The following is a 23,910-nucleotide window of genomic DNA, read 5'->3' on the forward strand; positions in this document are numbered from 1 at the left end:
GTTTTTTTTATCCGTTTTACGACACGAAAAAAATGGATAACGTTAAGCCGAACCGTCAAAAATGTGGTATTTTATAAAAAAGTTTATTTAAATGACGGATGACATGGGAGTAATAGCCACCAACAAACGGGAAATCAAACTATTTTACAATGCCGAGACCAATAAAGGCATGCAGACCTTGGCCTACCTGAAATCGTCCCAGAAAAAAGTGTTGGACATCGACCTTTCCAAAACCAAGGTTACGGGCACGCAATGGACCGAACTGGCCAAACTGTTGGGCAAGCCCATCAAAGACCTCATTAATACCGAACATCCCGATTTTATTAAAAAATACGGCAAAAGCCCGGAGTTGCCCGATGATGAAGATTGGTTAAAATTAATGGAAAACAACCCCAAAGTGGTGACCCAACCCATTTTGGTGAACGGTGACCAAGCCGTACAAATAGACACTCCGTCCGAAGTGATGCAGTTTATCGAAGACGAAGACTAAACTGCCCCCATCCCATACTTAAATCCGTTCATCCGTATGCCGCAATCGAAAAGAGCCCGTTATCTCGGGATTGGAATCCTTCTGCTGATTATCTCGGCAAGCTTAGCGGCACAGTGGTTTTTCGACCAAAAAGTGGCTTCGCTGCTCCAAAGTGAAGCCATCCAACCTTATCAGTTGCAGTACGAAGGGCTGCACACCAATGTATTTTTGGGAAACATCCGACTTAGCCAAGTTTCGGCCCGTACCCCGGACCGGCAATGGGAGATTGCTGCGGAAACCTTTCAGGTGAGGGGTCTTCACTATTGGGTCTTGCTTCAAAAAGAGGATGTGATATTTTCCAAAGTACACATCCAATCGCCCTCGATTAATTATCATCCCAAAAAGCAGGACAGTTCTTCCGCTTCTGAAACAAATTCTTCCTCCCCACGCATCACTATCGAAAAACTGATTGTTGAAAGCGGTTCCTTTTTAATGAAAGATACCACTAACCAACGCTCGGCCCGTCTGGAAGATATGGCCATCAACATTAGCGACCTTACCTACCCCACCGAAAAGTCCAATGCCTCCTTTCCCGTGGACTACGGAACCTATCAAATTACTGCCCAAAATGGCTATTACGACCTGAGTGATTTGGAAGCCATCACGTTTGGGCGCATGAATCTCAATCCCGATGATGGGGCGTTGGAGCAATTTGCGCTGCGTAGTAGGTATAGCAAAACGGAACTGTCCCGCCAAGTGGCCCAAGAGCACGACCATTACGATTTGGGCATTGCCAAGGTACTACTGAACGACTGGGAGGCGGGCACCACCAAAGGTGAACCTTATTTCCATTTGGGCGAATTGCAATTGCAGCAACCCATGTTTTATGTGTACCGCGATAAATTGCTGCCGGACGACACTTCACATAAAAAACTCTACAATCAGGCGTTGCGCGATCTGCCTTTGGAATTGCAGGTAGATTCCGTTTCCATCTCGGAGGGGATGATTGCTTACGAGGAACGGATAAAACCAGATATAGCCCCCAAAGACCTGACCTTTACCGAAATCGATGCGACCATCAGCAACCTACACTCCAAAGGTACGGGCGAGGTACGGGCGAACATCACAGCCAAATTGATGGATAATGGCCCGTTTCGGTTGGATTGGTCGTTTGAGCCGCAGAGCAAGGCCAATACGTTTTTGGTGAAGGGCGAACTATCGCAGTTTCAGTCGGAAAGCATTAATCCGTTTTTAAAATCGAACTTGGGCGCCGAGGTGGAGGGCACGGTGCAACAACTCTACTTTACCATCAGCGGTAACGAGCTGGAATCGCAGGGCGATATGAAGATGAAATACGACAATTTTGAATTTACCGTGCTTAAAAAGAACCGTTTGGGCGTCAATAAAGTGCTTACGGCCGTGGTGAACCTATTTACCAAGGACGGCAACAAAACGGACGAGGACGGCTTTCGCCATGGCAATTTTGAGGTGGAACGCAAGCAGGACAAATCGTTTTTCAATTATTTATGGCTCAATCTGCAGGAGGGCTTGGTGGACACCATGACAGGCCGCGGCAAAAAAAGGGACTAGGGGTTTCGGGTTGAGGGTTGAGGGTTGAGGGTTTCGGATTTCAGGTTTGGAACTTGAGCTTGGACTTGATGCTTGAATTTGGGTTTTGGAGTTTGGCGTTTATTGTTTGTGGTTTCAGGTTTCAGGTTTGAAGTTTTGGTTTTGGTTTTGGTTTTGAGTTTGAACTTGAATTTGATACTTGTATTTGGGCTTTGGATTTTGGAATTTGGTGTTTGGTGTTTCTGGTTTGAAGTTTTGAATTTGAACTTGAGCTTGAATTTGATACTTGAATTTGGGCTTTGGAGTTTGTGGTTTGTTGTTTGGTGTTTGGTGTTTCAGGTTTGAAGTTTTGGTTTTGAGTATGAATTTGAGTTTGGGCTTTATACTTGAATTTGGGTTTGGAATTTGTTGTTTGGCGTTTATTGTTTGTGGTTTGTGGTTTCTGGTTTGAAGTTTTGAATTTGAGCTTGAGCTTGAACTTGAATTTGATACTTGAATTTGGTATTTAAATAATACAGCTTCTCGACCGCTCCCATGTTTAAACCCACTTTCCTTTACCTTCAACCCTTGGCCTCTTCCCACCCGTCCCCTGTTTTCCATCTCCCGCCTGATAACTGATTACTACCCACTGCCCCCTGCTAACTAATTACTGCTTACTGCCAACTGTTCATCGCTAATTGCCTACTGTCCACTGCAAACTGCACCTTTCCCCCAGTTTTTTTAAGGTTTTCCTGCAATGGAATGTTATGGGTAATTGTTATTTTGCATACCGCAGTCCCTTCCCCATACTTTACTAGAACCAGTTATGCTTGCATAGGCATCGATACTATTCCTATTTGGGAGTAAATGGGTGTATTTGATGTTTAAAGAAACAAGTTGGGTATAATTAAGAACAAATGATTGAGCGAATTAAAATAACTAATATCAAAGGGATTGGAAAGAATACGAAGAACGCGACCTATGAGTTTGAAATTCGACCTAACCGACCACACATTTTTGTTGCACCTAATGGTTTTGGCAAAAGTTCGTTTGCGATAGCTTTTGAAAGACTAAATCCGACAAAAATTGTTTTGGGAAAAAATGACTATTTCCAAGATGATGAAAACAATAAACCAAAAATCGAAATAGTCTATTCAGATAATGGAAATAACCCGATTACAGTAGCTGCTGACGAAAACTCAAATCAACTAAGGCAAAACTTTAGTTGGTTTGTGATTAATAATCAACTATTCGCTAAGGCAAAAAAGAATCGAATTGGTGGAAATGTAATTGCTTCTGCTTCTTTAGAAACACCTCCAGTTGTTCTTATCAACTCTATCCCTGAAAATATCTCATTTGATTATTCAATTACAGCCCAGAAAGGATTATTTGGTGTAAATGGAAAAGTGCTTCGTAACCTTGCAAGTCTTTATCAAAACAAGAAATTTATCCATGGCTTAAGTTCGCATTTCGAGACTTTAAGAAGAATAAATGGACAGACATTTCAAAACAGAATTGCACAATTCAAAGATAGAGTTAATGGGCAAGGAGGAACTACTGAAAGGATTCGCACTTGGATAGATGGTAATGAAATTGACTTCTTAAATGGGACAAATAATCTTTCGACTTTAGCCCAATTTATATCTACATTCGACTTAGGGTTTGATACTTCTGCCGACAACTTTTTGACAGCAATTCAACTTTCAAGCGATTACAATAGAGACCCAGAACGTTTTAAAGCTGCCTGTAAAAGAGTAGTATATGAGCTTGAAAAGGCTAAATACACAAAGGTGTTTGAAGACTTTAATTCTAGTTGGCAAGAATTTAAACCAACTGAAAAAGATGGTAAACTAATTGTTGCTGTTCCAAAAACAATACATATATCCAATGGTCAGAGAGATGTAATGTGCTTTATAGCCCTTTTAAAGAAGGCAGAACTAAATCTTGCGAAGGATAATTGTATTCTCATTATTGATGAGATTTTTGACTATTTAGATGATGCAAACCTTATTGCTGTCCAATATTATGTGACCCAGCTTATTGAAAAATTAAAAGCAAAAAGGAAAAAGCTTTATCCAATAATTCTTACTCATTTGAACCCACTTTTCTTCAAGAACTTTACTTTCAGTAAGCAGAAAGTTCATTTTATCGAGAAAAAAGATGCTGTAATAAACCCTCACTTCAAAAAGCTTCTAGAGAATCGTGAGAATCCTATTATTGAAGCTGATGTCTCAAAATATCATCTTCACTTTCAACCAAATCCGATAAATATCCGTTCAGATTTTGAAGTATTAGACTTAAAGCCGACTTGGGGTGACTCTGCAGTCTTTGATAATTACATAAACGATGAATTTGAAAAGTATAATAACGATGAACAGGAATACGATCCTTTCGCTGTTTGTTGTTACGTAAGAAAAAAAGTAGAGCAATATGCTTATGAAAGAATTAATGATCCTGGTTTCAAGCAGCAATTTCTCAATACACATAGGACAGCCAAGAAGTTAGAATTTGCAGAAGATAAAGGTGTTGAAATACCTGAAGTATACTACCTCTTAGGTATAATTTACAATGATGGGATGCATTACAAGAATAACGATGATGCTATTTCAGGTAAGTTAGAAAACTTGACAATCAAGAAAATGATCAAAGAAATAAATTAAAACTGTGCCCAACATTTTGGATATGCAATGGCGGTCTATGTATTAAAGCCAAAGAAAACATATAAAACAATTACCACTGCAAAACCAAAAGGTTGTGAGTAGAAATCCGCTACCTCTCATACATGAGACCGTTAAAACACCATCCCCACCGCTTCAATCGTTTTATCCAAATCGGCATAGCTCAGGGCATCATTTAAAAAGTAGCTTTCAAAAGCAGAGGGTGGTAAGTACACCCCGTTCTCCAACATGCCGTGGAAGTATTTTTTAAAGGTATCGTTATTTCCCTTGGCCGAGCTGGCAAAATCCACCACAGGCTCTTCCGTAAAGTGTACGGAGATCATACTGCCATAGCGGTTAATCTGGTGGGCTACGCCCTTTTCGGTCAGGGTTTGGGCAATGCCCTTGTGCAAATAGGACGTTTTTCCGGCCAGGCTGTCAAACACTTCGGGTTGGTTGTTCAGCGCGGTGAGCATGGCCAGTCCGGCACTCATCGCCAACGGGTTGCCGCTCAAGGTTCCCGCTTGGTACACCGGTCCTTCGGGCGCCAAATGCGCCATAATCTCAGCACGGGCCGCAAACGCCCCTACGGGCAGTCCGCCCCCAATCACTTTCCCGAACATTACAATATCGGCATCAATGCCCAAGGTTTCCTGCGCACCACCCTTGGCCAAACGAAAGCCCGTCATCACCTCATCAAACAGCAACAAAATGCCCTCCTGGGTACAGATGTCGCGCAATCCCTGTATAAACTCTTCCTTGGGGATAATACAGCCCATATTCCCCGCCACGGGTTCCAAAATAATGGCGGCAATTTCGCCCTTGTTGGCCTCTACCAAGGCTTTTACGCCTTCCAAATCGTTGTAATCCGCCAATAGCGTGTCCTTGGCCGTGCCCTGCGTTACCCCGGGACTGTTGGGACTACCAAAGGTAACCGCACCACTGCCGGCCTGTATCAAAAAGGAATCCGAATGGCCGTGGTAGCAGCCCGCAAACTTGATGATCTTGTCCTTGCCCGTGTATCCGCGCGCGAGGCGCACCGCACTCATACAGGCCTCGGTCCCACTGTTCACAAATCGGATTTTATCGATATTGGGCACCATGGATACCGCCAGTTGGGCCAGTTCGGTCTCAATTTCGGTAGGCGTTCCAAAGGAAGTGCCCTTTTTGGCCTTTTCGATCACAGCGTCGATCACTGGCTGGTACGCATGACCCAAAATAAGTGGTCCCCAAGAAGCGATGTAGTCGATAAGTTGGTTGCCATCGGCATCGTAGAGGTAGGCCCCTTTGGCCTCCTTGATAAAAATAGGGTCGCCGCCTACGGCTTTAAAGGCCCGTACGGGTGAATTGACCCCTCCGGGGATGTATTTTTTGGCCTCTGCAAACAGGGCGCTGCTTCGTTGGTAAATCATAAGCTCTTTATGTCATGCCCGCGCAGGCGGACATCTATATTATCTTTCTCTTTTCCTTGTCATGCCCGTGAAAACGGGCATCCATTACTTTTGGATTCCGCATCGTGCTTCGACTCCGCTCAGCATCCGTGCGGAATGACAATATTGCTGTCAGTTCGAGCGCAGTCGAGAATGCCTTTTGCATTCTCTTTTTATTGTACCCCTCGACTCCGTTCAGCATCCGTGCGGAATCAACGACCCATGCAGTTCTCGATACATCTTGATCTGCGATCAAGACACTCGAACTGACAGGTTACCTGATGCCTCTTCATGCCAAAACACAAGATCCCTCGACTCCGCTCGGGATGACATCAGAAGCACAAAGGTAATGAGGATAAAACATTTTGGGAAATGGATTTTCAGCCGCGTCATGCTGAATTGGTTTCAGGTTGACGTTTATCTATTCAACTGGTTTTTGGGGGTTGAGCGGAATGATAACATTGCGGTCAGTTGGAGCGCCCACGTGTCAGTTCGAGCGCAGTCGAGAACGCCTTTTGCATTCTTTTTTTATTGCACCCCTCGACTCCGCTCAGCATCCGTGCGGAATCAACGACCACCATGCAGTTCTCGATACATCTTGATCTACGATCAAGCCACTCGAACTGACAGGTTGCCCCAATGTGTCTTCATGCCAAAACACAAGACCCCTCGACTCCGCTCGGGATGACATCCGAAGCACAAAGGTAATGAGGATAAAACATTTTGGGAAATGGATTTTCAGCCGCGTCATGCTGAATTTGTTTCAAGTTGACGTTTATCTATTCAAGTGGTTTTTGGGGGTTGAGCGGAATGATAACATTGCTGTCAGTTCGAGCGCCCAGCTGTCAGTTCGAGCGCAGTCGAGAACGCCTTTTGGCCTAATCCCTTTTGCACCCCTCGACTTAGCTCAGCATTCGTGCGGAATCAACAATCACCATGCAGTTCTCGATACATCTTGATCTGCCATCAAGCCACTCGAACTAACAGGTTGCCCAATGTGTCTTCATGCCAAAACACAAGACCTCCCGTCTCGGCTTGGGATGACAAACGGACAACAAATAAAATCATTTAGCTCAGAAGATTGGTGTTGTCATTTCTAAGGGGTCAGCAACAGTCAACCGTGCAGCCATCCAACCACCTAAAAACTATTGCGCCCTGCGGATATTGAGCACCTGCCCAATGGAAATGATATTGTCCCTTAGATTGTTCAAGCGGCGGAGCTCGTCCACCGAAATATCATAGCGTTTGGAAATGCCATACAGCGTATCGCCCTTTCTCACCTCATGGGTAAATACTTCGTATTGTTTCGGCTCACGAACAGTAGAAAGTCCGTTTTCAACCACTGCTTCGTCATATTTGTGGAGCTCGTAGCGCTCGATCAGGGCAATCAACTTTTGGGGGTACTTGCGGTCGGTGGCATACCCTGCTTGGCTGAGACCATGGGCCCACTTTTTATAATCGTCCCGTTTGTAGTTGAACAAAAAGGCATAACGCGATCGGGTGGTCAGGAAAAGGCTATGGTCCCGAAAGGAATACATGGGATGGTTGTATTTTCTAAAACACTCGCCTTTGGCGTCGTCGTCATGAAAATCGAATTCCCCTTCCCAACCCGTATGGCATTTGATGCCAAAATGGTTATTGGTTTTTAGGGCCAGTTCCCCCTTACCGGAGCCGCTCTCCAAAATGCCCTGTGCCAATTTAATACTGGCCGGAATCCCGAAAGCACGCATTTCGTACTGTGCCACCTCGGCAAAGGTTTCGATATATTCTTGGGTATCCGAAATCAAAAATCGTTCAAAACGCCCGGTATCTTCGGGCATGGGATACAAGCCCGTTGCATCGTCCGCATTGAGTTTTGGGGTGTTCGTGCGGGCCTGCCTATCGGAGTTGACCACTTTGGGCGCCCCTTTTCGGTGGGTGGTGCGCTTCTTTTTGGCCCCACAACTAGTGAGCAAAAGGGCCACCATCAATACATATCCTATTCGCCTGATCATATGTCCAATAACGGTAATTTCTTCTTTTTCAGTATAGCGTTCATCCCCGGTATGCCCTGTAACCCTCCTGTGTGGATGGCCAAAATCTGGCTTCCGGACGGAAAAAAATCCTTTTTGATCAAGTCAAAAATACCAAAAAGCATCTTTCCCGTATAAATGGGATCCAAAGGGATTCCGGTCTCTTGTTTAAAGCGGTTGATGAAAACAATGAGTTGATGGTCCACCTTGGCATAACCTCCAAAATGATAGTCGGTTACCAGTCGCCAACGATTGTTTTGGGCAAATGTACGAATCTCCTCGATCAAAAAATCACCTTTAAGTGCAGGGAAGCCCAAAACGGTCTGATGCGATTGGGAGGCATTGATAAGTCCTGCCAGCGTACCGCCCGTACCCACAGCGCTGCACACATAATCAAAATTCGCATCCGCTTCGGTCAGGATTTCCATACACCCCTTCACGGCCAACTCGTTGGTACCGCCTTCGGGCAACAGGTAGACATTTCCGAACTGTTTTTTTAATGTTTCCAGAAAGGCAGGCTCATTTTTACGGCGGTAATCGCTGCGTGACACAAAATGGAACTGCATGCCGTGTTCGTGTGCCAATCGCAAGGTGGGATTGTCCTGCCATTGGGTCTCCAGTTCCTCACCCCGAATCACACCAATGGTCTTAAAACCGTGTTTGTGGCCCGCATAGGCCGTGGCGGCGATATGGTTGGAGTAGGCCCCACCAAAGGTGAGCAAGGTATGTTGGCTCTGGGCCTTGGCTTCAAGCAGGTTGTATTTGAGTTTGCGGTACTTGTTACCCGAAATTAACGGATGAATGGTATCCTCCCGCTTTACGAACATTTCAACTCCCTTTTCTCGGAGAAGGGGTAATACAATATGCTGATTGGGGATAGTCAAACTAAAGGCGATGGATTAAATTCATTAACATTCTAAAATATCAATACTTATTTGTATTAAAATATATTGTAATTTAGTCTCATTATTCAATACAAATATAAGCCCAAATGTTAGATATTGTTCTCGAATATAAAAGTCTTCTAGAAAACCTTCATCAATACATTGAGGACAGCAAGTACAAAAAGGAGCATATTATCAATGAACTTGGTATATCCAGAGCCACCTTTTACAATAAACTGAAGAAGCGCAGTTTTAGTATTCCAGAAATGATCACTTTGAGCAGTTTACTATTTCCCGAAGATACCAAGGCTTTGGAAATCAAAAATGCGTTGGAAAGAAGTAGAAAGGATAGTGATGCAGGTCGGGTTCTGGAACACGAATCCGTAATCGCCGCAGCCCGAAAAAAAATTCTTGAGTCCAAGTGAAGGTTATTTGGACGCACGAGGCGAAAAAATCTTTTGACGGCATTCTGGATTATCTCCTAAATGTCTGGTCCCAAAAGGAAGCTTTGGCCTTTGTGGATTTGGTTGAAGATACCATTGCAAAAATCAAGGAACACCCAGAACTTTTCAAAATTTCCAAATACAACCACACAAGCCGGGAAGCCTTTATCACCAAACACACGACCATGTTTTACAGGATTTTGGAAGAATCCATCGAAATAGAGTACTTCTGGGGCAATTTTCAAGACCCAAAAAAGGTAGAGAAGTTCCTAAAATGAGGGTTTTCAACCATCAAACCCACCAAATGATCATCGGGTCAGGTACTTCAAAAAGCCGAAGATCCGGCGCTTGGCAAGATACTCCATATCCTTTTCATTGGCATACGCCTCCCGCTCAAAACTAATGTTCTGATAAGCGCGATAACTGTCCAAATAGAGCACCGTGCGCAGCAGCCATTCGGAGATATACCAAAGGTAAAATGGCAAAATAAGCAGTTCCCGCTGTTGTTTGAGGTGGATACGCTCGTGGTTGATGAGCACCTCGTCCGCCATCAAGGAATCTTCCTTTAGGATAATGAAGGGCCAAAGGGAAAGACCTACATAGTTTTTATAGAAGAAGTGTTTGAATACCAGTATCAACTGCTCGCTATCTAATGGTTCACTAACAAATATAACTGCAAAAAGTGCTCAAAATTTGATGATGGGCAGAAATCCATCAACATTTTCGGTGAACAACCCTGTTTTAGAAATCTTAAAATCCATTTTCCTTTGCTACAAAATTCGTAAATTCATGTAGTAATTGGTTAACAACGCATGAAAGAACGCATTCCCTTGGAAGAGGGTGATTATTATCTGTCGGAACAAGGGTATAGGGTATTTACGGAAAAGTACCATCTCAAACGAGGGTACTGTTGTGAGAGTGGTTGCCGCCACTGCCCGTATGGATACAACACCAAAACAAATACTCAATAATAGCGATTCGGCATAATTTTTGTGCCCTATTTAAGTATACCTCAAGAATTTAAAAAAGATACTATGAAAAGTTTACAACATTTTGCATTCATCGCCTTCGCTTTTGGCCTTTTGGCCTCCTGTACTTCCGTCAGGGTGGTTTCTGATTACGACCAAAAAGCGGACTTCGACACCTATAAAAGCTATGCTTTTTACAAAACAGGCATTGACAAGGCCCAAATTTCCGATTTGGACAAGAAACGGATTTTACGTGCCATTGAGACCGAAATGGGCTCGCGTGGATTTGTGAAATCAGACAATCCAGATGTGCTGATCAGCATTTTTACCAAGGAACGTGAACAAGTAGACGTCTACAACAACAACTTTGGCTGGGGTGCCGGCTGGGGCTGGGGTTGGGGCTGGGGTCCGGCTTGGGCTTGGGGTCCCGGTTGGGGCTGGGGTCCTGGTTGGGGCTGGGGCGGCAACAACGTCAGCACCCGCACCGAAGGTTCACTCTACATTGATGTTATCGATGCCAATAGAAAGGAGCTTGTATGGCAAGGCCGAGGCGTAGGCACCTTGAACAATATCAAAAACATTGAAAAGAAAGAACAGCGCATCAAGGAATTTGTTGCCCAAATTTTAGAGGAGTATCCGCCCCAAATGTCGGTAGCCTCCAACTAACATACAGACCGCCCAATGGGCGGTTTTTTTATTGCCCTTAACGTTCCTTAAGAAAAAATACCCTTCCTATTTCATATCTTTAAAACGCACAAAAAATTAATTTATGAGCTACGAATCCAATCCCATTCTGGACAAATTGCCCAAGCACCTAAAGCAATTCATAAAACCGCAGAATTATGAAGAGTACACCGCCATTGACCAAGCGGTCTGGCGCTACGTGATGCGCAAAAATGTGGATTACCTCAGCAGAGTGGCCCATAAATCGTATGTGGATGGATTGAAAAAGACGGGAATCTCCATTGACCACATCCCCAATATGTACGGGATGAACCGTATTTTGAAGGAAATTGGTTGGGCTGCCGTAGCCGTCGATGGTTTTATCCCGCCCTCGGCCTTTATGGAATTCCAGGCTTACAATGTGCTTGTAATCGCATCCGATATCCGTCAGCTTGAAAATATTGAATACACTCCTGCGCCCGACATTGTTCATGAAGGCGCCGGGCACGCCCCCATTATCGCCAACCCAGAATATGCGGAATACCTCCGCCGATTTGGGGAAATTGGCTGCAAGGCCATCTCCAGCGCCAAGGATTACGAACTGTACAATGCCGTGCGCCATCTTTCCATTATCAAGGAGGCCAACGGTACGCCCCTCGATGAAATTGAAGAAGCGGAAAAGCATATCGAACACCTACAGAACAATATGGGCGAACCCAGCGAAATGGCCCTTATCCGAAACCTGCATTGGTGGACCGTGGAATACGGACTTATCGGCACCGTGGACAACCCAAAAATATATGGTGCCGGATTGCTTTCCTCGATTGGTGAAAGTACATGGTGCATGACGGACAAGGTGAAAAAACTGCCCTACTCTATTGAGGCGGCCCACACCGAATTCGATATCACCAAACCGCAGCCGCAACTCTTCGTAACCCCAGATTTCGCCTTTTTGAGTCAGGTTTTGGAAGATTTTGCCAATACCATGGCGGTCCGCACGGGCGGACTTTCCGGTGTTAAAAAATTGATAGGCTCCCAGGCTTTGGGCACCATCGAACTGAGCACTGGACTTCAGATTTCGGGGATTTTTGAAAATGTAATCGAGAACGACGGAAAACCCATTTACATCCAAACCACAGGTGGTACGGCCTTGGCCTATCGCGAAAAAGAATTGGTGGGACACAGTATCGCTCACCACAAAGATGGTTTTGGTTCTCCTATCGGAAAATTAAAAGGCATCAACATCGCCATTGAGGACATGGGGCCACGTGACCTTAAAGCCTATAAAATTTATGAGGGCGAAGCCATTGCCTTGGAGTTTGAGGGCGGCATCAAAGTAGAAGGAACCATTGTAACGGGCACCCGAAACCTTATGGGGAAAATCATTCTTATCACTTTTGAAAACTGTACCGTTACGCACAACGACAAGGTATTGTTCCAACCTGAATGGGGCTTGTACCACATGGCAGTTGGGCAACATATCGTTTCAGCCTACAACGGCCCTGCCGATTTAAACAGTTTTGACCTTATCACGCACCAGATTACCGAAAGCACCATCAAATCCAAAAAGGATGAGAAAAGAAAGGAACTGGAGCGATTCTACGAGCAAATCAGACATTTTAGGGAAGGAAAGAACACCACGGTATCCCGAAACAAGGTCTTTCAGGCCCTTAAAAAAGACCACCCCAAGGATTGGTTATTGCCTGTAGAACTCTACGAACTTGCCAAGCAGGACAACAACCAGGAATTCCAGCAGGAAATTCTGGAGCACTTGGAGCACATCAAACGCGATAACCCCAAGGTGGGCCATTTGATTGACGATGGTCTGCAATTGGTGGATACGGCCCTAGTGAGTTAAGAGGTCGTCGATTTTGGGCGATCAATCCAGAAAAAGTTTGAATTGCTCCGTGTCTTCCACGGGCTTGTTGTCGCACATCAAGGTCCAACCCATGGTACGCGTCAACACCAAAATCCGGGAGAGTTCGCTTACCAATCGGTTTTCCGCATTGGATCGCAACGAAGATACTTCGATTTTTTTCATCAAGGAAGCATTCACATTCCGTTTGATGGCATTGTAATCCCCGGCATTGAACGGATTTAGGTAATCGGCAGTGACGTCATAATACTCAAAATCGGGACTTATCTTGATTTCTGGGTCGGGAATACGAACGATACGAAGTAATTTTTGCTCTTCATCTACCTCATATTCAATTTGTGACATATCGTAGGCAATGGACACATCAGCATTCACCACCACCAATGCTTTTTTATGGGCAGTGATCAACGGGCCGAACAACTCCTTGGAATCTTTGTAATTGTACACCTCCGCAAAATGGCCTTCCGTGACTACCAATTTGGACACATTGCGCAACTCTTGCTGAATGAGCATGGAGTTTTCTTCGAGGATACTTTTTTGTTCACGGTCGTCCGTGCACGATTTGTAAATCAAAACCGAAGCCAACGCGATGACCGCACCCATCAATATTTTCTTCATCTAGTCAAATTTCATGAATGGATACCTTTCTTGAAGATACGTAATTTTTGTGCGGAGCGATGTTTTGAACTTTTGATGCGCCTCGGAATCCGGGTTGAAAGGTCGGTGCAGCAATCCCTTTTGAATCGCCTCCACCTCATCCATCACGGGATATACACTGTCTGAAATCCAAACGGATTTAAATTTTTCCCAGATGTAATCCACCGCCAGTGCATTGGGGTGCACCATATCGGTTCCATAAAAACGGTAATCGCGGAGTTCGTCCATCATAATTTCATAAGCCGGGAAGTAGGACAGTTCTCTCGACTTCGCTCGAGACGACAAAACGGAATGTGCCGCAGTAATCAAATGCGCTTTGCTCCGTTGGTTTTCCAAAAAGCCGTCCTTTAGATGACGGACCGGGGAAATGGTAAAGATGATTTCCGCCTTGGGATTCACCTCTTGAACCAATGCGATTATATGTTGAAGGCTAGCTCCGATTTCGGCTACGCTCAATAGTTTTTTGGTGAATTGCTTCTGCGGCACCTTATGGCAATTGGCCACTGTTTTACCCGTTGATGTATGCTCGTATACCCAAGCCGTTCCCAGTGTGATGATGATATGGGAGGAAGTTTCCAACCATGTCTTGGTATCTTTTAGCTGTTGGTTGAGCAATTCTAATAATTCCTCTGAAGATGCTGCTCGCAAATCGGAATGGGCATCAAAGCAACGCCAAATTCCGTCCTGTTCAAATATCTCCTTTTGCTGATAAAATTTTTCTTCTAGGGCCCTTTCCACCAAATTGGCAATGGCCAAGGGGTGGAACAGTATCCCAAAGGGATTCAGGAATAACGGAAACTTGAAATAATCCAGTTTCTTCCCCATGTTTTCCACAAAACAAGACCCCAACAGTACCACCTTGCTCTGGTAATCGATAGGATTATCACTGGGTAGTAAAGGTATTTGGGTTTGTAGTTCCATTTGATTTTCAAAAAATGTGTGTTCGATTTTTCGGTGGTTGAGCGGAGTCGAAATCATCGAAAATCTTACCTGCCTGCGGCAGTCAGTTCGAGAACCATAATTTCAAGTCTACCACCAATTCTCGATACAAAATTCCTTTGGAATTTCACTCGAATTGACTGCCTCTGGCATATCCAACTTTTAAACCAAAAAAGTTATTCAATATATCCCTTCACCTTATCCAAAGCCTCAGGAATCCCAGCGGGATTTTTACCTCCTGCAGTGGCAAAGAACGGTTGTCCTCCACCTCCCCCTTGGATGCACTTTCCAAGCTCACGGACAATGGTTCCAGCATTCAAATCCGTTTCGGACACCACATTTTTAGAAATATAGCAAGACAGCACCGCTTTTCCATCATTTTCAGAAGCCAGCAATAGGAATAACTTATCCACTTGACCGCCCATTTCGAAAGCCAAGTCCTTGATGCCACCTGCATCCAAGTCCACTTTTTTGGCCAAGAACTGGATTCCGTTGACCTCTTCCAACTCAGATATCAACTCGTTTTTAAGTCCCTTCGCCTTATCTTTCAACAATTGCTCCACTTGCTTTTTAAGGGCAGCATTCTCTTCTTGCAGACTGGCCACCGATTTTACCGGGTCTTGGGAATTCTTCAACATATCCTTGATCTCGAAGAGCATTCGGTTATTATTGAAATAGAATTCCTTGACCGCATCGGATGTAATCGCTTCAATCCGTCGAATTCCAGCGGCCACAGCTCCTTCGGAGACAATCTTAAAATGCCAGATGTCCGCCGTATTGTCAACATGGGTACCCCCACATAACTCAATGGACTGGCCAAAACGGATGGTACGAACAGTATCCCCGTATTTTTCGCCAAAAAGGGCCATGGCCCCTTCTTCCATCGCCTGTTTCATGGGTACATTTCGGTTTTCTTCCAAAGGAAGTTGTCCATCGATACGGGCATTTACAAAGTTTTCCACCTCACGGAGTTCTTCCACCGTAAGTTTGGAAAAGTGGGAGAAATCGAACCGCAAGTATTTGGAATGTACTGCCGAACCTTTCTGTTCCACATGGCTTCCCAATACCTCGCGCAGCGCTTGGTGCAACAAATGCGTGGCGGTATGGTTACTTGCCGTTCTATAACGCTGCTTTTTGTCCACCACCGCCTTAAAGGTTCCCGAAATCTCTTTCGGCAAGGATTTGGCAAAATGCACGATCTCGTTGTTTTCGCGTTTGGTATCCACAATATAGGTGACATCGCCATTGGGTGCTTCCAAATAGCCCTTGTCTCCCACTTGGCCACCCCCTTCGGCATAAAACGGGGTCAGATTGAAGACCAGTTGATATTGGTCCCCTTCTTTTTTACTGGTCACTTTTCGGTATTTCACCACCTTTACCTGTGCTTCCAAGCTATCGTATCCGATAAATTCCTGTTCGGTATCGGTCAGTAAAACGTTCCAATCGTCTTTAGACACTTCGGATGCGGCTCTGGAACGGTCCTTTTGTGCTTTCAGAGCCTTTTCAAAACCTTCCACATCCAATTGATATCCTTTTTCCTCTAAAATCAAGGCCGTCAGATCTATCGGGAATCCGAACGTATCATAAAGTTCGAAGGCCTTGTCGCCCGCAATGGTTTTATCTTTTGATGATTTGATAACGGAATCCAACAATACCAAACCTTGTTCCAAGGTACTCAAGAAGGAACTTTCTTCCTCCTTGATGACGTTCTCTATCAATTGATGTTGTTCCTTCAATTCTGGAAAGGCCTTGCCCATCTGTTCGCTCAGCACTTTCACCAAACGATAAATAAAAGGCTTGTTGGTATCCAAAAAAGTGAAACCATAACGAATGGCACGGCGCAGAATCCTTCGGATGACGTAACCAGCACCCGTATTGCTCGGCAATTGTCCGTCGGCAATGGAAAAGGCCACCGCGCGCACGTGATCGGAAATTACACGAATGGCAATATCGGTTTCCTCATCCTTGCCATATTTTTTCCCTGTGATAATCTCCACTTCTCGAATGAGTGGTGTAAATACATCGGTATCGTAATTGGATTGCTTGCCCTGGAGCACCATACATAGGCGCTCAAAGCCCATTCCCGTATCGATATGCTTTTCAGGAAGTGGTTCCAAACTGCCGTTTGCCTTCCGGTTGAACTGCATAAAGACCAAGTTCCAAATCTCCACCACCTGAGGATGGTCCTGGTTCACCAAAGAAGCCCCGTCCACTTTGGCTTTTTCTTCTTTGGAGCGAATATCCACATGGATTTCGGAGCAGGGCCCGCAAGGTCCTTGATCCCCCATTTCCCAAAAGTTGTCCTTTTTGTTGCCTTTGATGATGCGATTTTCGGGCACAATGGCCTTCCACAAATCGTAGGCCTCTTGATCTAAGGGCAAACCATCCTCTTCGCTGCCTTCAAACACAGAAACGTAGAGGCTGTCCTTATCGATTTTATAGACTTCCGTGAGCAATTCCCATGCCCACGAGATAGCTTCTTTTTTAAAATAATCCCCAATACTCCAGTTCCCCAACATCTCGAACATGGTGTGGTGATAGGTATCCTTTCCCACCTCTTCGAGATCATTGTGTTTACCGCTCACCCTCAAGCATTTTTGGGTATCGGTAAGGCGTTTGTGCTTGGCAACGGAATTCCCCAAAAAGTACTCCTTAAATTGGTTCATGCCCGCATTGGTGAACATCAGCGTGGGGTCGTCCTTCATCACCATGGGCGCCGATGGCACTATCTTGTGGTTTTTTTCTTTGAAAAAGTTTAAAAACTGGTTTCTAACTTCTTGGGATGTCATTGAATTCCTAGGGTTTTCTTAAATTTAACAGTTTAAGCAAAACAATTTTTATATTTGTTTGTTCTGATTAAAATGAGTGAGCAAAAATAGGATAAAATCCATTCATGTCTAAAGTTAAGTACTATTACGACCCGGATACGCTTTCGTACCGAAAGATCGAGCCGAAAAAATCCAGAAAGTACAGGAATATTTTCCTGTTTTTGTTGGGATCTGCCCTATTCGGTTTCCTTGGATTGATCATTTTGCTGAACACCCGATGGGTAAATACGCCCAAAGAACTTTCACTGGAGCGAGAAGTGCGCAACTACGAACTGCAATTTGAAATCCTGAACCGAAAGATGGACCAAATGGAGCAGGTTTTGGCCAACATCGAGGAACGCGACAACAATATCTACCGATTGTATTTTGAGGCCAACCCCATACCCGAAGAGCAACGAAAAGCCGGCTTCGGGGGCGTTAACCGATACAGGGACCTAGAAGGTTTCAACAACTCCGAAATTATTATTGATGCCACCAAGCGGCTGGACATCATCCAAAAAGAAATGGTGATCCAATCCAAATCCTTGGACGAGATTGCCAAATTGGCCGAAGAAAAGGAAAAACTACTGGCCTCCATACCAGCCATCCAACCCGTGAGCAACGAAGATTTGACTCGAATGGCATCCGGTTACGGCTGGCGATCGGACCCTTTTACCAAGGCACGTAAAATGCATTGGGGGATGGACTTTACCGCGCCTCGGGGCAGTCCAATTTACGCTACTGGCGATGGGAAAGTAGTACGTGCCGACAACCGATCTTCGGGTTACGGAAAGCACGTGCGCATCGACCACGGATATGGCTATATTTCGCTGTATGCCCACATGAGCAAATACAATGTCACCGTAGGCCAAAAGGTCAAAAGAGGTGACCTTATCGGCTTTGTGGGGAGTACCGGACGTTCCCAAGCACCACACGTTCACTACGAAGTGTTCAAGGACGGAGAGCGCATCAACCCGATTAACTTCTACTACGGAAGTTTAACGGCCGAAGAGTTCGAGAATATGCTCAGATTGGCCAACCAAGAGAACCAATCACTGGATTAATGCATGTAGATCTGCCCGAAAAACGCTATTATGGCATTGGTGAAGTGGCCAAGGCATTTGGGGTGAACACCTCACTCATCCGCTTTTGGGAAAAGGAGTTTGACGTACTCCAGCCCAAAAAAAATGCCAAGGGCAATCGTAAATTCACCCCACAGGATATCCAAAACCTTCAATTGATCTATCATTTGGTGAAGGAACGTGGGTTTACTTTGGAGGGAGCCAAAATCCATCTGAAAGAAGAAAAACAGAAGGCCCTTTCCAATTTTGAGGTCATTCAAAAACTGCAAAAGGTAAAGGCAGAACTACTGAAAATCAAAGAACAACTATAAACACTTTAACCAATAAAAAATGAAAAAAGGTATCATTGCCGTTATTGTCCTCGGACTTTTGGGCGTAATCATTGTGGGTTGGTACGTACGGACCAATAATAACCTTATTGACATGAAAGGACAGGCCACCAAACAGTGGGCCAATGTGGAAAGTTCCTATCAACGTAGGAGCGACCTCATCGGGAACTTGGTCAAAACCGTGCAAGGCGCCGCGGATTTCGAACGCGAAACCTTATCGGATGTGATCGAAGCGAGATCAAAGGCTACTTCCACCAATATTGATGCCAACAACCTTACCCAAGAGCAGTTGGCCGAATTTCAACAAGCCCAAACAGGTTTGTCTTCCGCCCTATCCAGATTGCTGGTCACTGTGGAGCGCTACCCCGACCTCAAAGCAAGCCAAAACTTTTTGGAGCTTCAATCCCAACTGGAAGGAACCGAAAACCGGATCAATGTGGAGCGTAACCGTTTTAATGATTTGGCCGGGGAGTACAACATCCGTATTCAGCAAATCCCGACCAACATCGTGGCGAGCATCGCAAATTTTGAATCCATGCCGCTCTTTGCATCCGATGCCGGTTCCGAAAAAGCTCCCGATGTGAACTTTGAATTCAACTAGACCATGTCGCACGTAGAGGAGTTTTTGACCGCAGCGGAGGAAAGTGAGATTGTAAACGCCATCGTTGAAGCTGAAAAGAACACTTCCGGTGAAATTCGGGTGCATATCGAGGCGTCTTCCAAAATAGACCATTTCAGTAGGGCACAGCAAGTGTTCCATTTCCTGAAGATGGACAACACCAAAGAAGGGAACGGTGTGCTTTTATATGTGGCGGTGGACGATCGAAAATTCGTTATTTATGGAGGTGAAGGCATCGACCGTGCCGTCCCCAAAGGTTTTTGGGATACCACCAAGGATGTGATTGCCTCCCACTTTGCAAAAGGAAATTTTAAACAAGGTATCATTGAAGGCATTCTGATGGCCGGCAAAGAGTTGCAGGCGCATTTTCCATGGCAACAAAATGATACCAACGAACTGAACGATGCAATATCCAAAGGTTAGTTTTTTATACTTTTTTTTATGTGCCTCTCTAGCTTGGGGGCAATTTACCATACCTGAAAAACCACAAAAGCAGACCAGCGTTTACGATTATGTGGACCTCTTGTCACCTTCGCAGAGCAATGCCTTGGAACAAAAGCTGGTCCGCTATTCCGATAGTACTTCCACTCAAATCGTGGTCGCCATCATTAGTTCCACCGAGGGGGAGGACATCACCTTTTTGGGAGCGCAATGGGGTCAAAAATGGGGCATTGGTCAGGCTGACAAGGACAATGGCGTTCTGGTACTCTTGGCCAAAGACGACCGAAGGATTGCCATTAACACCGGTTATGGTGTGGAGGGTAGCCTTACCGACCTGATGTCCCGACGCATCATAGAATCCGTTATTATTCCTGAATTCAAACGAGGGGATTATTATGCGGGGCTCGACAAAGGCTCCGATGCGATTTTTAAGGTGCTTACCGGGGAGTTTACCGAAGACCGCACCTTTGGTGGAGGCAAAAAATTCCCGATTGATGCCCTCTTTCCCTTCATCATTTTCATTATCATCATCATTATTTTTTGGAGTCGCAAAAACAAGGGTGGCAGAGGTCCAGGTGGTCGTAGGGGCGGTGGACTTGATATTTGGGAAATGATCATTCTCAGCAATATGGGCCGCAGTTCAGGTTCTTCCGGTGGTTTTGGCAGCGGAGGTGGATTTGGAAGTGGCGGTTTTGGCGGAGGCTTCGGAGGTGGGGGCTTCGGAGGTGGTGGTGCCTCTGGGGGTTGGTAGGTCCGCGAAATACGCAACTAAATACCGAGAACCTCATCTATAAAGTAAAACTCCATGTCCAAAAAATTGCTTTTCCTATGGTGCATCTCGATGATGGTGTTTTCCTGTAAATCGGACAATGATTCGATAGATTGCTCCGTGGTGAATTGCGTAGCTCCCGAAGACACCTTGTATCTGCGGTTTTTAAATCCCGGCAATGATGACGATTTGTTGGCCAATGGGACCATCGACACCGATGTAATTGAAGTTTTCAACGAAAAAGGCGGTACAGTTTCTTTTACGATTCAAGAATTCAGTGGCACCAATACTTTTATGGCCATTCCAGTATCCACGGATTCCTTTGGCGAAAAGTCCTTTACCATATCCTTCACTGATGATACTTCTTTTACCATCAATTTTGAAACCAGCTATTCTGACGATAGTGAATGTTGTGGTCCATATACCATTATGGAGAGCTTTACCACAAACGTTTACTCACATGATTTGGTGGAACCTTCTATACTTCCTGCATTTGTCTCCATCTATATTCCGAGTTCGGACTAAAAACTGAACCTGCTCCCCCTTTTGTTCGGGGCACCCTTGCCTCCGAAAGAGTCAAACTTGATGGTCAAGCTGCCCATAAAGTAGCGTCTGAGAACGGTCCCTTGAAAATCCTGGATAAAATCCTGCCCCGTTGTTCTGCGGGTATTGATATTTTGATTGAGCAAATCAAAGGCGAGCACTTTTAAGGTAGCCGTCTTTTTAAACAATTGAACCCCCAAGCTCATATTCCAAAATAAGGCGTCCTTGTCAAATCCAGCACCTAAGTTGCCATTGTAGGTGTAGGTAATATCATTCCCAAAAACCACGTTTTTGGGCCAATACGAAGTTACTTTCACGGAAAGGTTGTGCGTGGTAAAATCGATGTCCTCCACATTATCCAAATTGTATCGGGTGGAATTTATTCCCAATTCATACTCGGGCTCTATTTCCAACATCTCTTTGTAATTGAACAACAACCCAACCCTTGGATTGAAGTTAAGGCGCTTCGCCTCTAATCTTCTTCCATTGGTAAAACCGACTTGTTTGCTGATATTCATATAGGGCCTTATGGTATATTTAAAACTGTAGGTGCTGTCCTTTTTTATTTGTTTGGAATAGTTCACTCCCATCCAACCGTTATAGTTGCCGTCCACGTTCTCAAAGGTGGTGTTTCGGATAAAGTCTTCATCCGTGGTGGTGATGGAAACTACCTTGTCCTGTTCAAAATTGACCCCGGAGTAGGCGAAGAAACCTGTTCTTTCCCTCCAATTGTAATCGTTGAAGTTTAAATACACACTGTGGTTCACTTCTGGATTCAAATTAGGGTTCCCCTCAATAATATTAAGTGGATTGGTAATATTGGGAACAGGTTGCAACTGGGTTACCGAAGGTAAATTGAGCCTTGAATTATAGCTTATGCTCATACGTTTGTTGCCCATATTGTAATTAAAGTATGATCCAAGCAATACTTTACTATAATCTCTGGAAAAGGTGGAAGACTGAATGAAATCCTCATTGTTCAACCCTATCTGCTCTAAACGGGCCCTAACATTAAACCTGATCTTTTTACCATTTGACCCAAATCGTATTTCAGGAGAATGTCGGTTCACGTTGAAATTAAAGTCAGAACTCAATTGGGCATTGAAGACGTAATTGCCACTCACTTCATCGAAATTGGACACCAATCGTTCGTTTTTCTGATCTCGGTCCTCATAACTGTACCTAAAATCCAAATAGAAGTCTTTGTTCAAAGCGTGTCGGTAACCTGCGCCCAGCTCATAGCTATCAGAAGCATTATTGGTCAATGTCTGTTGATCCAGCTCTTGCTCGCTTGGGTTATCACCGAATATGCTTCGTTGGGAGTTGATAAAGGATTCAGAATCGTCCACTCGGTTGTTGTTATTAAAAAACACCCTTACATAGCTACCGAGGGTATCCAATTTCTTCATAAGCTCCACCCGGTTGCTGAAGTTTCGGCTAAATCCATCACTGGTTTCCAAGGCGTTGTTACTATTGATCAGATTGCCGTCCTCATCAGTGGAAACAGTCCTTTCCGAATTGGTGGAATTGGTATTGTTTATGCTCAAATTGGGTTGAATGGTAATCCTTATCGTTTTGTCCACATCAAACTCCAAATTGGCAGAACCTTGGTTGGAATTGGTATTGCCCACAAAACTGGTCTCCGTATCGGTAAAGAAACTGCCTTCGGGCAAGATATTTTCCCTAGCAATCATCTCATCATTGAACGAATCGCTATACGAGAAAAAATAGTTGCCATCAATCCGGTACTTTCCTTTTTCTTGATCGGCATAGCTACCTCCCAAAGTTGAGGAGGTGACAATCCCCTCACCAAAACCAAAGGATAAATTCCCTATTTGAAAACCGCCATTTCGATTAACAGAAATACCGCCTCCTCCTCTATTCCCTACCATTTCGTAGACTTCATCAAAAGAAAAACCTGGATTGTTGATGTTATTGCTACTTCCCAAAACGCTGATACGTTGGGTATCGTTAAAGTAATTGACCAGACCATTGGCTTGGTAGCGCTCATCGGTTCCATATCCTCCGGACAATCGGCCTATATACCCCTTGTTTTTGTCCTCTTTTAGGGTAAGATTAATAGTCTTGTTCTCTCCATCGCCCTCCTCCCCAATAAACTCTTGCTCCTTGGTCTTGGTATCGGTGATCTGAATTTTACTGATGATGTCCTTGGTCAAGGTTTTGGTGGCCACTTTGGGGTCCGTGCTAAAAAATACCTGTCCGTTTACCAACACTTGATTGACCTCTTTGCCATTTACGGTAATGGTTCCATCGCTATCCACTTCCACGCCCGGCAACTTTTTTAGGACATCCTCCACGGTGGCATCGGGTCGGGTTTTGAACGAATCCGCATTGAACTCCAGCGTATCCCTTTTGATGGTGATCGGCACCCGTTCGCCAATAACATCAATACCCTGTAACTCTTGGACCTGCTCTTCCAGCTTGATGGAACCCACTTCCAAAAGTGGTTTCAGTTCAATTTCCTTGGATTGTGAAGCATACCCATTGGAAGAAAAGGCTACCCTTACTTTCTTATAAGCGGTTCTGCCTTCCAATGCAAAAATACCTTCGGCATTGGTTATGGTGTATGTGATCAAACTACTGTCCCTTACTGTTTCCGCATAAATGGTGGCCGCCTCAATGGGAGCACCTGAAGTAGCGTCTACAATTTTACCCTTGACCAAAAAGTCTTGGCCAAAAAGTGAGGTAACACAAAAAAATAGGGGGATAAAAACGAGGTTAGTGTAACGTATTTTCAAAAAAAGAATGTTTAT

The 23,910-nt window shown here is 44.7% G+C and carries 24 protein-coding genes; 14 read left to right on the top strand and 10 right to left on the bottom strand.

The window, feature by feature from the left end:
• The first annotated feature begins 103 nt into the window (after nt 1-103).
• The gene (locus tag ABNE31_RS00175) at nt 104-490 is read left to right on the top strand and encodes an ArsC/Spx/MgsR family protein (protein WP_349351936.1); all 387 of its coding nucleotides are present in this window, start codon (nt 104-106) and stop codon (nt 488-490) included.
• A 36-nt stretch (nt 491-526) separates the two neighbouring features.
• Complete coding sequence (locus ABNE31_RS00180; protein WP_349351937.1) at nt 527-2,059, top strand: DUF748 domain-containing protein; 1,533 nt, start codon at nt 527-529, stop codon at nt 2,057-2,059.
• A gap of 114 nt (nt 2,060-2,173) precedes the next feature.
• On the opposite strand, the gene ABNE31_RS00185 is transcribed toward ABNE31_RS00180, so the two are convergent.
• A complete protein-coding gene (locus ABNE31_RS00185; protein ID WP_349351938.1) occupies nt 2,174-2,638 on the bottom strand; it encodes a hypothetical protein in 465 nt (154 codons plus the stop codon).
• A 296-nt stretch (nt 2,639-2,934) separates the two neighbouring features.
• Here ABNE31_RS00185 and ABNE31_RS00190 point away from each other — a divergent pair, with 296 nt between their 5' ends.
• A complete protein-coding gene (locus ABNE31_RS00190) occupies nt 2,935-4,677 on the top strand; it encodes a hypothetical protein (RefSeq protein ID WP_349351939.1) in 1,743 nt (580 codons plus the stop codon).
• A gap of 131 nt (nt 4,678-4,808) precedes the next feature.
• Here the strand turns inward: ABNE31_RS00190 and hemL are convergent, their stop codons facing one another.
• The 4 genes from hemL to ABNE31_RS00210 form a co-directional block, all read right to left on the bottom strand.
• Nucleotides 4,809-6,086 (bottom strand): glutamate-1-semialdehyde 2,1-aminomutase, encoded by a 1,278-nt coding sequence (gene hemL / locus ABNE31_RS00195; RefSeq protein WP_349351940.1) that lies wholly within the window; start codon nt 6,084-6,086, stop codon nt 4,809-4,811.
• Nucleotides 6,087-6,120: 34 nt separating this feature from the next.
• On the bottom strand, nt 6,121-6,360 hold the full coding sequence (locus ABNE31_RS00200) for a hypothetical protein (RefSeq protein WP_349351941.1): 240 nt from the start codon (nt 6,358-6,360) through the stop codon (nt 6,121-6,123).
• 889 nt (nt 6,361-7,249) lie between these two features.
• Nucleotides 7,250-8,098, bottom strand: coding sequence for a glucosaminidase domain-containing protein (locus ABNE31_RS00205; protein WP_293280258.1), 849 nt, complete (start codon nt 8,096-8,098; stop codon nt 7,250-7,252).
• Nucleotides 8,095-8,994 carry a pyridoxal-phosphate dependent enzyme gene (locus ABNE31_RS00210; RefSeq protein ID WP_349353015.1) on the bottom strand — a complete coding sequence of 300 codons (900 nt, stop codon included), beginning with the start codon at nt 8,992-8,994 and terminating at the stop codon, nt 8,095-8,097. Before ABNE31_RS00210 ends, ABNE31_RS00205 begins: the two co-directional genes overlap by 4 nt.
• Before the next feature lie 113 nt (nt 8,995-9,107).
• Between ABNE31_RS00210 and ABNE31_RS00215 the strand changes: the two genes are divergently transcribed.
• Nucleotides 9,108-9,425, top strand: a complete 318-nt coding sequence (locus ABNE31_RS00215) for a hypothetical protein (RefSeq protein ID WP_293287029.1) — start codon at nt 9,108-9,110, stop codon at nt 9,423-9,425.
• Nucleotides 9,422-9,721, top strand: a complete 300-nt coding sequence (locus ABNE31_RS00220) for a type II toxin-antitoxin system RelE/ParE family toxin (protein ID WP_349351942.1) — start codon at nt 9,422-9,424, stop codon at nt 9,719-9,721. Before ABNE31_RS00215 ends, ABNE31_RS00220 begins: the two co-directional genes overlap by 4 nt.
• A gap of 30 nt (nt 9,722-9,751) precedes the next feature.
• On the opposite strand, the gene ABNE31_RS00225 is transcribed toward ABNE31_RS00220, so the two are convergent.
• Entirely contained in the window at nt 9,752-10,081 is a 330-nt protein-coding gene (locus tag ABNE31_RS00225; RefSeq protein ID WP_349351943.1) for a hypothetical protein, read from the bottom strand.
• A 174-nt stretch (nt 10,082-10,255) separates the two neighbouring features.
• Between ABNE31_RS00225 and ABNE31_RS00230 the strand changes: the two genes are divergently transcribed.
• From ABNE31_RS00230 to ABNE31_RS00240, 3 genes are all read left to right on the top strand, one after another.
• Nucleotides 10,256-10,414: a DUF5522 domain-containing protein gene (locus ABNE31_RS00230; protein ID WP_164732849.1), complete on the top strand. Its 159-nt coding sequence runs from the start codon at nt 10,256-10,258 to the stop codon at nt 10,412-10,414.
• Nucleotides 10,415-10,477: 63 nt separating this feature from the next.
• Nucleotides 10,478-11,077, top strand: a complete 600-nt coding sequence (locus ABNE31_RS00235; RefSeq protein ID WP_349351944.1) for a DUF4136 domain-containing protein — start codon at nt 10,478-10,480, stop codon at nt 11,075-11,077.
• A 103-nt stretch (nt 11,078-11,180) separates the two neighbouring features.
• Nucleotides 11,181-12,932: an aromatic amino acid hydroxylase gene (locus tag ABNE31_RS00240; RefSeq protein WP_349351945.1), complete on the top strand. Its 1,752-nt coding sequence runs from the start codon at nt 11,181-11,183 to the stop codon at nt 12,930-12,932.
• A 21-nt stretch (nt 12,933-12,953) separates the two neighbouring features.
• Here ABNE31_RS00240 and ABNE31_RS00245 read toward each other — a convergent pair whose 3' ends face one another.
• The 3 genes from ABNE31_RS00245 to alaS all read right to left on the bottom strand — a co-directional run bounded on the left by ABNE31_RS00245 (nt 12,954) and on the right by alaS (nt 17,335).
• The gene (locus ABNE31_RS00245; protein WP_349351946.1) at nt 12,954-13,568 is read right to left on the bottom strand and encodes a DUF4230 domain-containing protein; all 615 of its coding nucleotides are present in this window, start codon (nt 13,566-13,568) and stop codon (nt 12,954-12,956) included.
• The gene (locus ABNE31_RS00250; RefSeq protein WP_349351947.1) at nt 13,569-14,528 is read right to left on the bottom strand and encodes a GSCFA domain-containing protein; all 960 of its coding nucleotides are present in this window, start codon (nt 14,526-14,528) and stop codon (nt 13,569-13,571) included.
• Between the two features lie 194 nt (nt 14,529-14,722).
• Entirely contained in the window at nt 14,723-17,335 is a 2,613-nt protein-coding gene (gene alaS / locus ABNE31_RS00255; RefSeq protein ID WP_349351948.1) for an alanine--tRNA ligase, read from the bottom strand.
• 104 nt (nt 17,336-17,439) lie between these two features.
• On the opposite strand from alaS, the gene ABNE31_RS00260 reads away from it, so the two are divergent.
• The 6 genes from ABNE31_RS00260 to ABNE31_RS00285 are packed head-to-tail and all read left to right on the top strand — an operon-like array spanning nt 17,440 to nt 21,118.
• Complete coding sequence (locus tag ABNE31_RS00260) at nt 17,440-18,417, top strand: M23 family metallopeptidase (RefSeq protein ID WP_179385669.1); 978 nt, start codon at nt 17,440-17,442, stop codon at nt 18,415-18,417.
• The gene (locus tag ABNE31_RS00265; RefSeq protein ID WP_127137505.1) at nt 18,417-18,746 is read left to right on the top strand and encodes a MerR family transcriptional regulator; all 330 of its coding nucleotides are present in this window, start codon (nt 18,417-18,419) and stop codon (nt 18,744-18,746) included. The genes ABNE31_RS00260 and ABNE31_RS00265 overlap by 1 nt, the downstream gene beginning before the upstream one ends.
• A 19-nt stretch (nt 18,747-18,765) precedes the next feature.
• The gene (locus ABNE31_RS00270) at nt 18,766-19,365 is read left to right on the top strand and encodes a LemA family protein (RefSeq protein ID WP_293280284.1); all 600 of its coding nucleotides are present in this window, start codon (nt 18,766-18,768) and stop codon (nt 19,363-19,365) included.
• 3 nt (nt 19,366-19,368) lie between these two features.
• Complete coding sequence (locus tag ABNE31_RS00275; RefSeq protein ID WP_293287016.1) at nt 19,369-19,806, top strand: TPM domain-containing protein; 438 nt, start codon at nt 19,369-19,371, stop codon at nt 19,804-19,806.
• Nucleotides 19,787-20,575, top strand: a complete 789-nt coding sequence (locus ABNE31_RS00280; RefSeq protein ID WP_349351949.1) for a TPM domain-containing protein — start codon at nt 19,787-19,789, stop codon at nt 20,573-20,575. The genes ABNE31_RS00275 and ABNE31_RS00280 overlap by 20 nt, the downstream gene beginning before the upstream one ends.
• A gap of 54 nt (nt 20,576-20,629) precedes the next feature.
• Complete coding sequence (locus tag ABNE31_RS00285) at nt 20,630-21,118, top strand: hypothetical protein (protein WP_349351950.1); 489 nt, start codon at nt 20,630-20,632, stop codon at nt 21,116-21,118.
• On the opposite strand, the gene ABNE31_RS00290 is transcribed toward ABNE31_RS00285, so the two are convergent.
• Complete coding sequence (locus tag ABNE31_RS00290; RefSeq protein ID WP_349351951.1) at nt 21,115-23,895, bottom strand: outer membrane beta-barrel protein; 2,781 nt, start codon at nt 23,893-23,895, stop codon at nt 21,115-21,117. The genes ABNE31_RS00285 and ABNE31_RS00290 overlap by 4 nt on opposite strands.
• Between the last annotated feature and the right edge of the window lie 15 nt (nt 23,896-23,910).

This window comes from Flagellimonas sp. MMG031, assembly GCF_040112705.1.
Lineage (GTDB): Bacteria > Bacteroidota > Bacteroidia > Flavobacteriales > Flavobacteriaceae > Flagellimonas.

Coding starts and splice junctions, on each gene's coding strand:
- hemL (WP_349351940.1), bottom strand. CDS start 6,086: ATGATTTACCAACGAAGCAGCGCCCTGTTTGCAGAGGCCAAAAAATAC.
- ABNE31_RS00235 (WP_349351944.1), top strand. CDS start 10,478: ATGAAAAGTTTACAACATTTTGCATTCATCGCCTTCGCTTTTGGCCTT.
- ABNE31_RS00240 (WP_349351945.1), top strand. CDS start 11,181: ATGAGCTACGAATCCAATCCCATTCTGGACAAATTGCCCAAGCACCTA.
- ABNE31_RS00250 (WP_349351947.1), bottom strand. CDS start 14,528: ATGGAACTACAAACCCAAATACCTTTACTACCCAGTGATAATCCTATC.
- ABNE31_RS00260 (WP_179385669.1), top strand. CDS start 17,440: ATGTCTAAAGTTAAGTACTATTACGACCCGGATACGCTTTCGTACCGA.
- ABNE31_RS00175 (WP_349351936.1), top strand. CDS start 104: ATGGGAGTAATAGCCACCAACAAACGGGAAATCAAACTATTTTACAAT.
- ABNE31_RS00245 (WP_349351946.1), bottom strand. CDS start 13,568: ATGAAGAAAATATTGATGGGTGCGGTCATCGCGTTGGCTTCGGTTTTG.
- ABNE31_RS00285 (WP_349351950.1), top strand. CDS start 20,630: ATGTCCAAAAAATTGCTTTTCCTATGGTGCATCTCGATGATGGTGTTT.
- ABNE31_RS00185 (WP_349351938.1), bottom strand. CDS start 2,638: ATGGAAAACAGGGGACGGGTGGGAAGAGGCCAAGGGTTGAAGGTAAAG.
- ABNE31_RS00230 (WP_164732849.1), top strand. CDS start 10,256: ATGAAAGAACGCATTCCCTTGGAAGAGGGTGATTATTATCTGTCGGAA.
- ABNE31_RS00215 (WP_293287029.1), top strand. CDS start 9,108: ATGTTAGATATTGTTCTCGAATATAAAAGTCTTCTAGAAAACCTTCAT.
- ABNE31_RS00180 (WP_349351937.1), top strand. CDS start 527: ATGCCGCAATCGAAAAGAGCCCGTTATCTCGGGATTGGAATCCTTCTG.
- ABNE31_RS00280 (WP_349351949.1), top strand. CDS start 19,787: ATGCAATATCCAAAGGTTAGTTTTTTATACTTTTTTTTATGTGCCTCT.
- ABNE31_RS00205 (WP_293280258.1), bottom strand. CDS start 8,098: ATGATCAGGCGAATAGGATATGTATTGATGGTGGCCCTTTTGCTCACT.
- ABNE31_RS00190 (WP_349351939.1), top strand. CDS start 2,935: ATGATTGAGCGAATTAAAATAACTAATATCAAAGGGATTGGAAAGAAT.
- ABNE31_RS00265 (WP_127137505.1), top strand. CDS start 18,417: ATGCATGTAGATCTGCCCGAAAAACGCTATTATGGCATTGGTGAAGTG.
- ABNE31_RS00270 (WP_293280284.1), top strand. CDS start 18,766: ATGAAAAAAGGTATCATTGCCGTTATTGTCCTCGGACTTTTGGGCGTA.
- alaS (WP_349351948.1), bottom strand. CDS start 17,335: ATGACATCCCAAGAAGTTAGAAACCAGTTTTTAAACTTTTTCAAAGAA.
- ABNE31_RS00275 (WP_293287016.1), top strand. CDS start 19,369: ATGTCGCACGTAGAGGAGTTTTTGACCGCAGCGGAGGAAAGTGAGATT.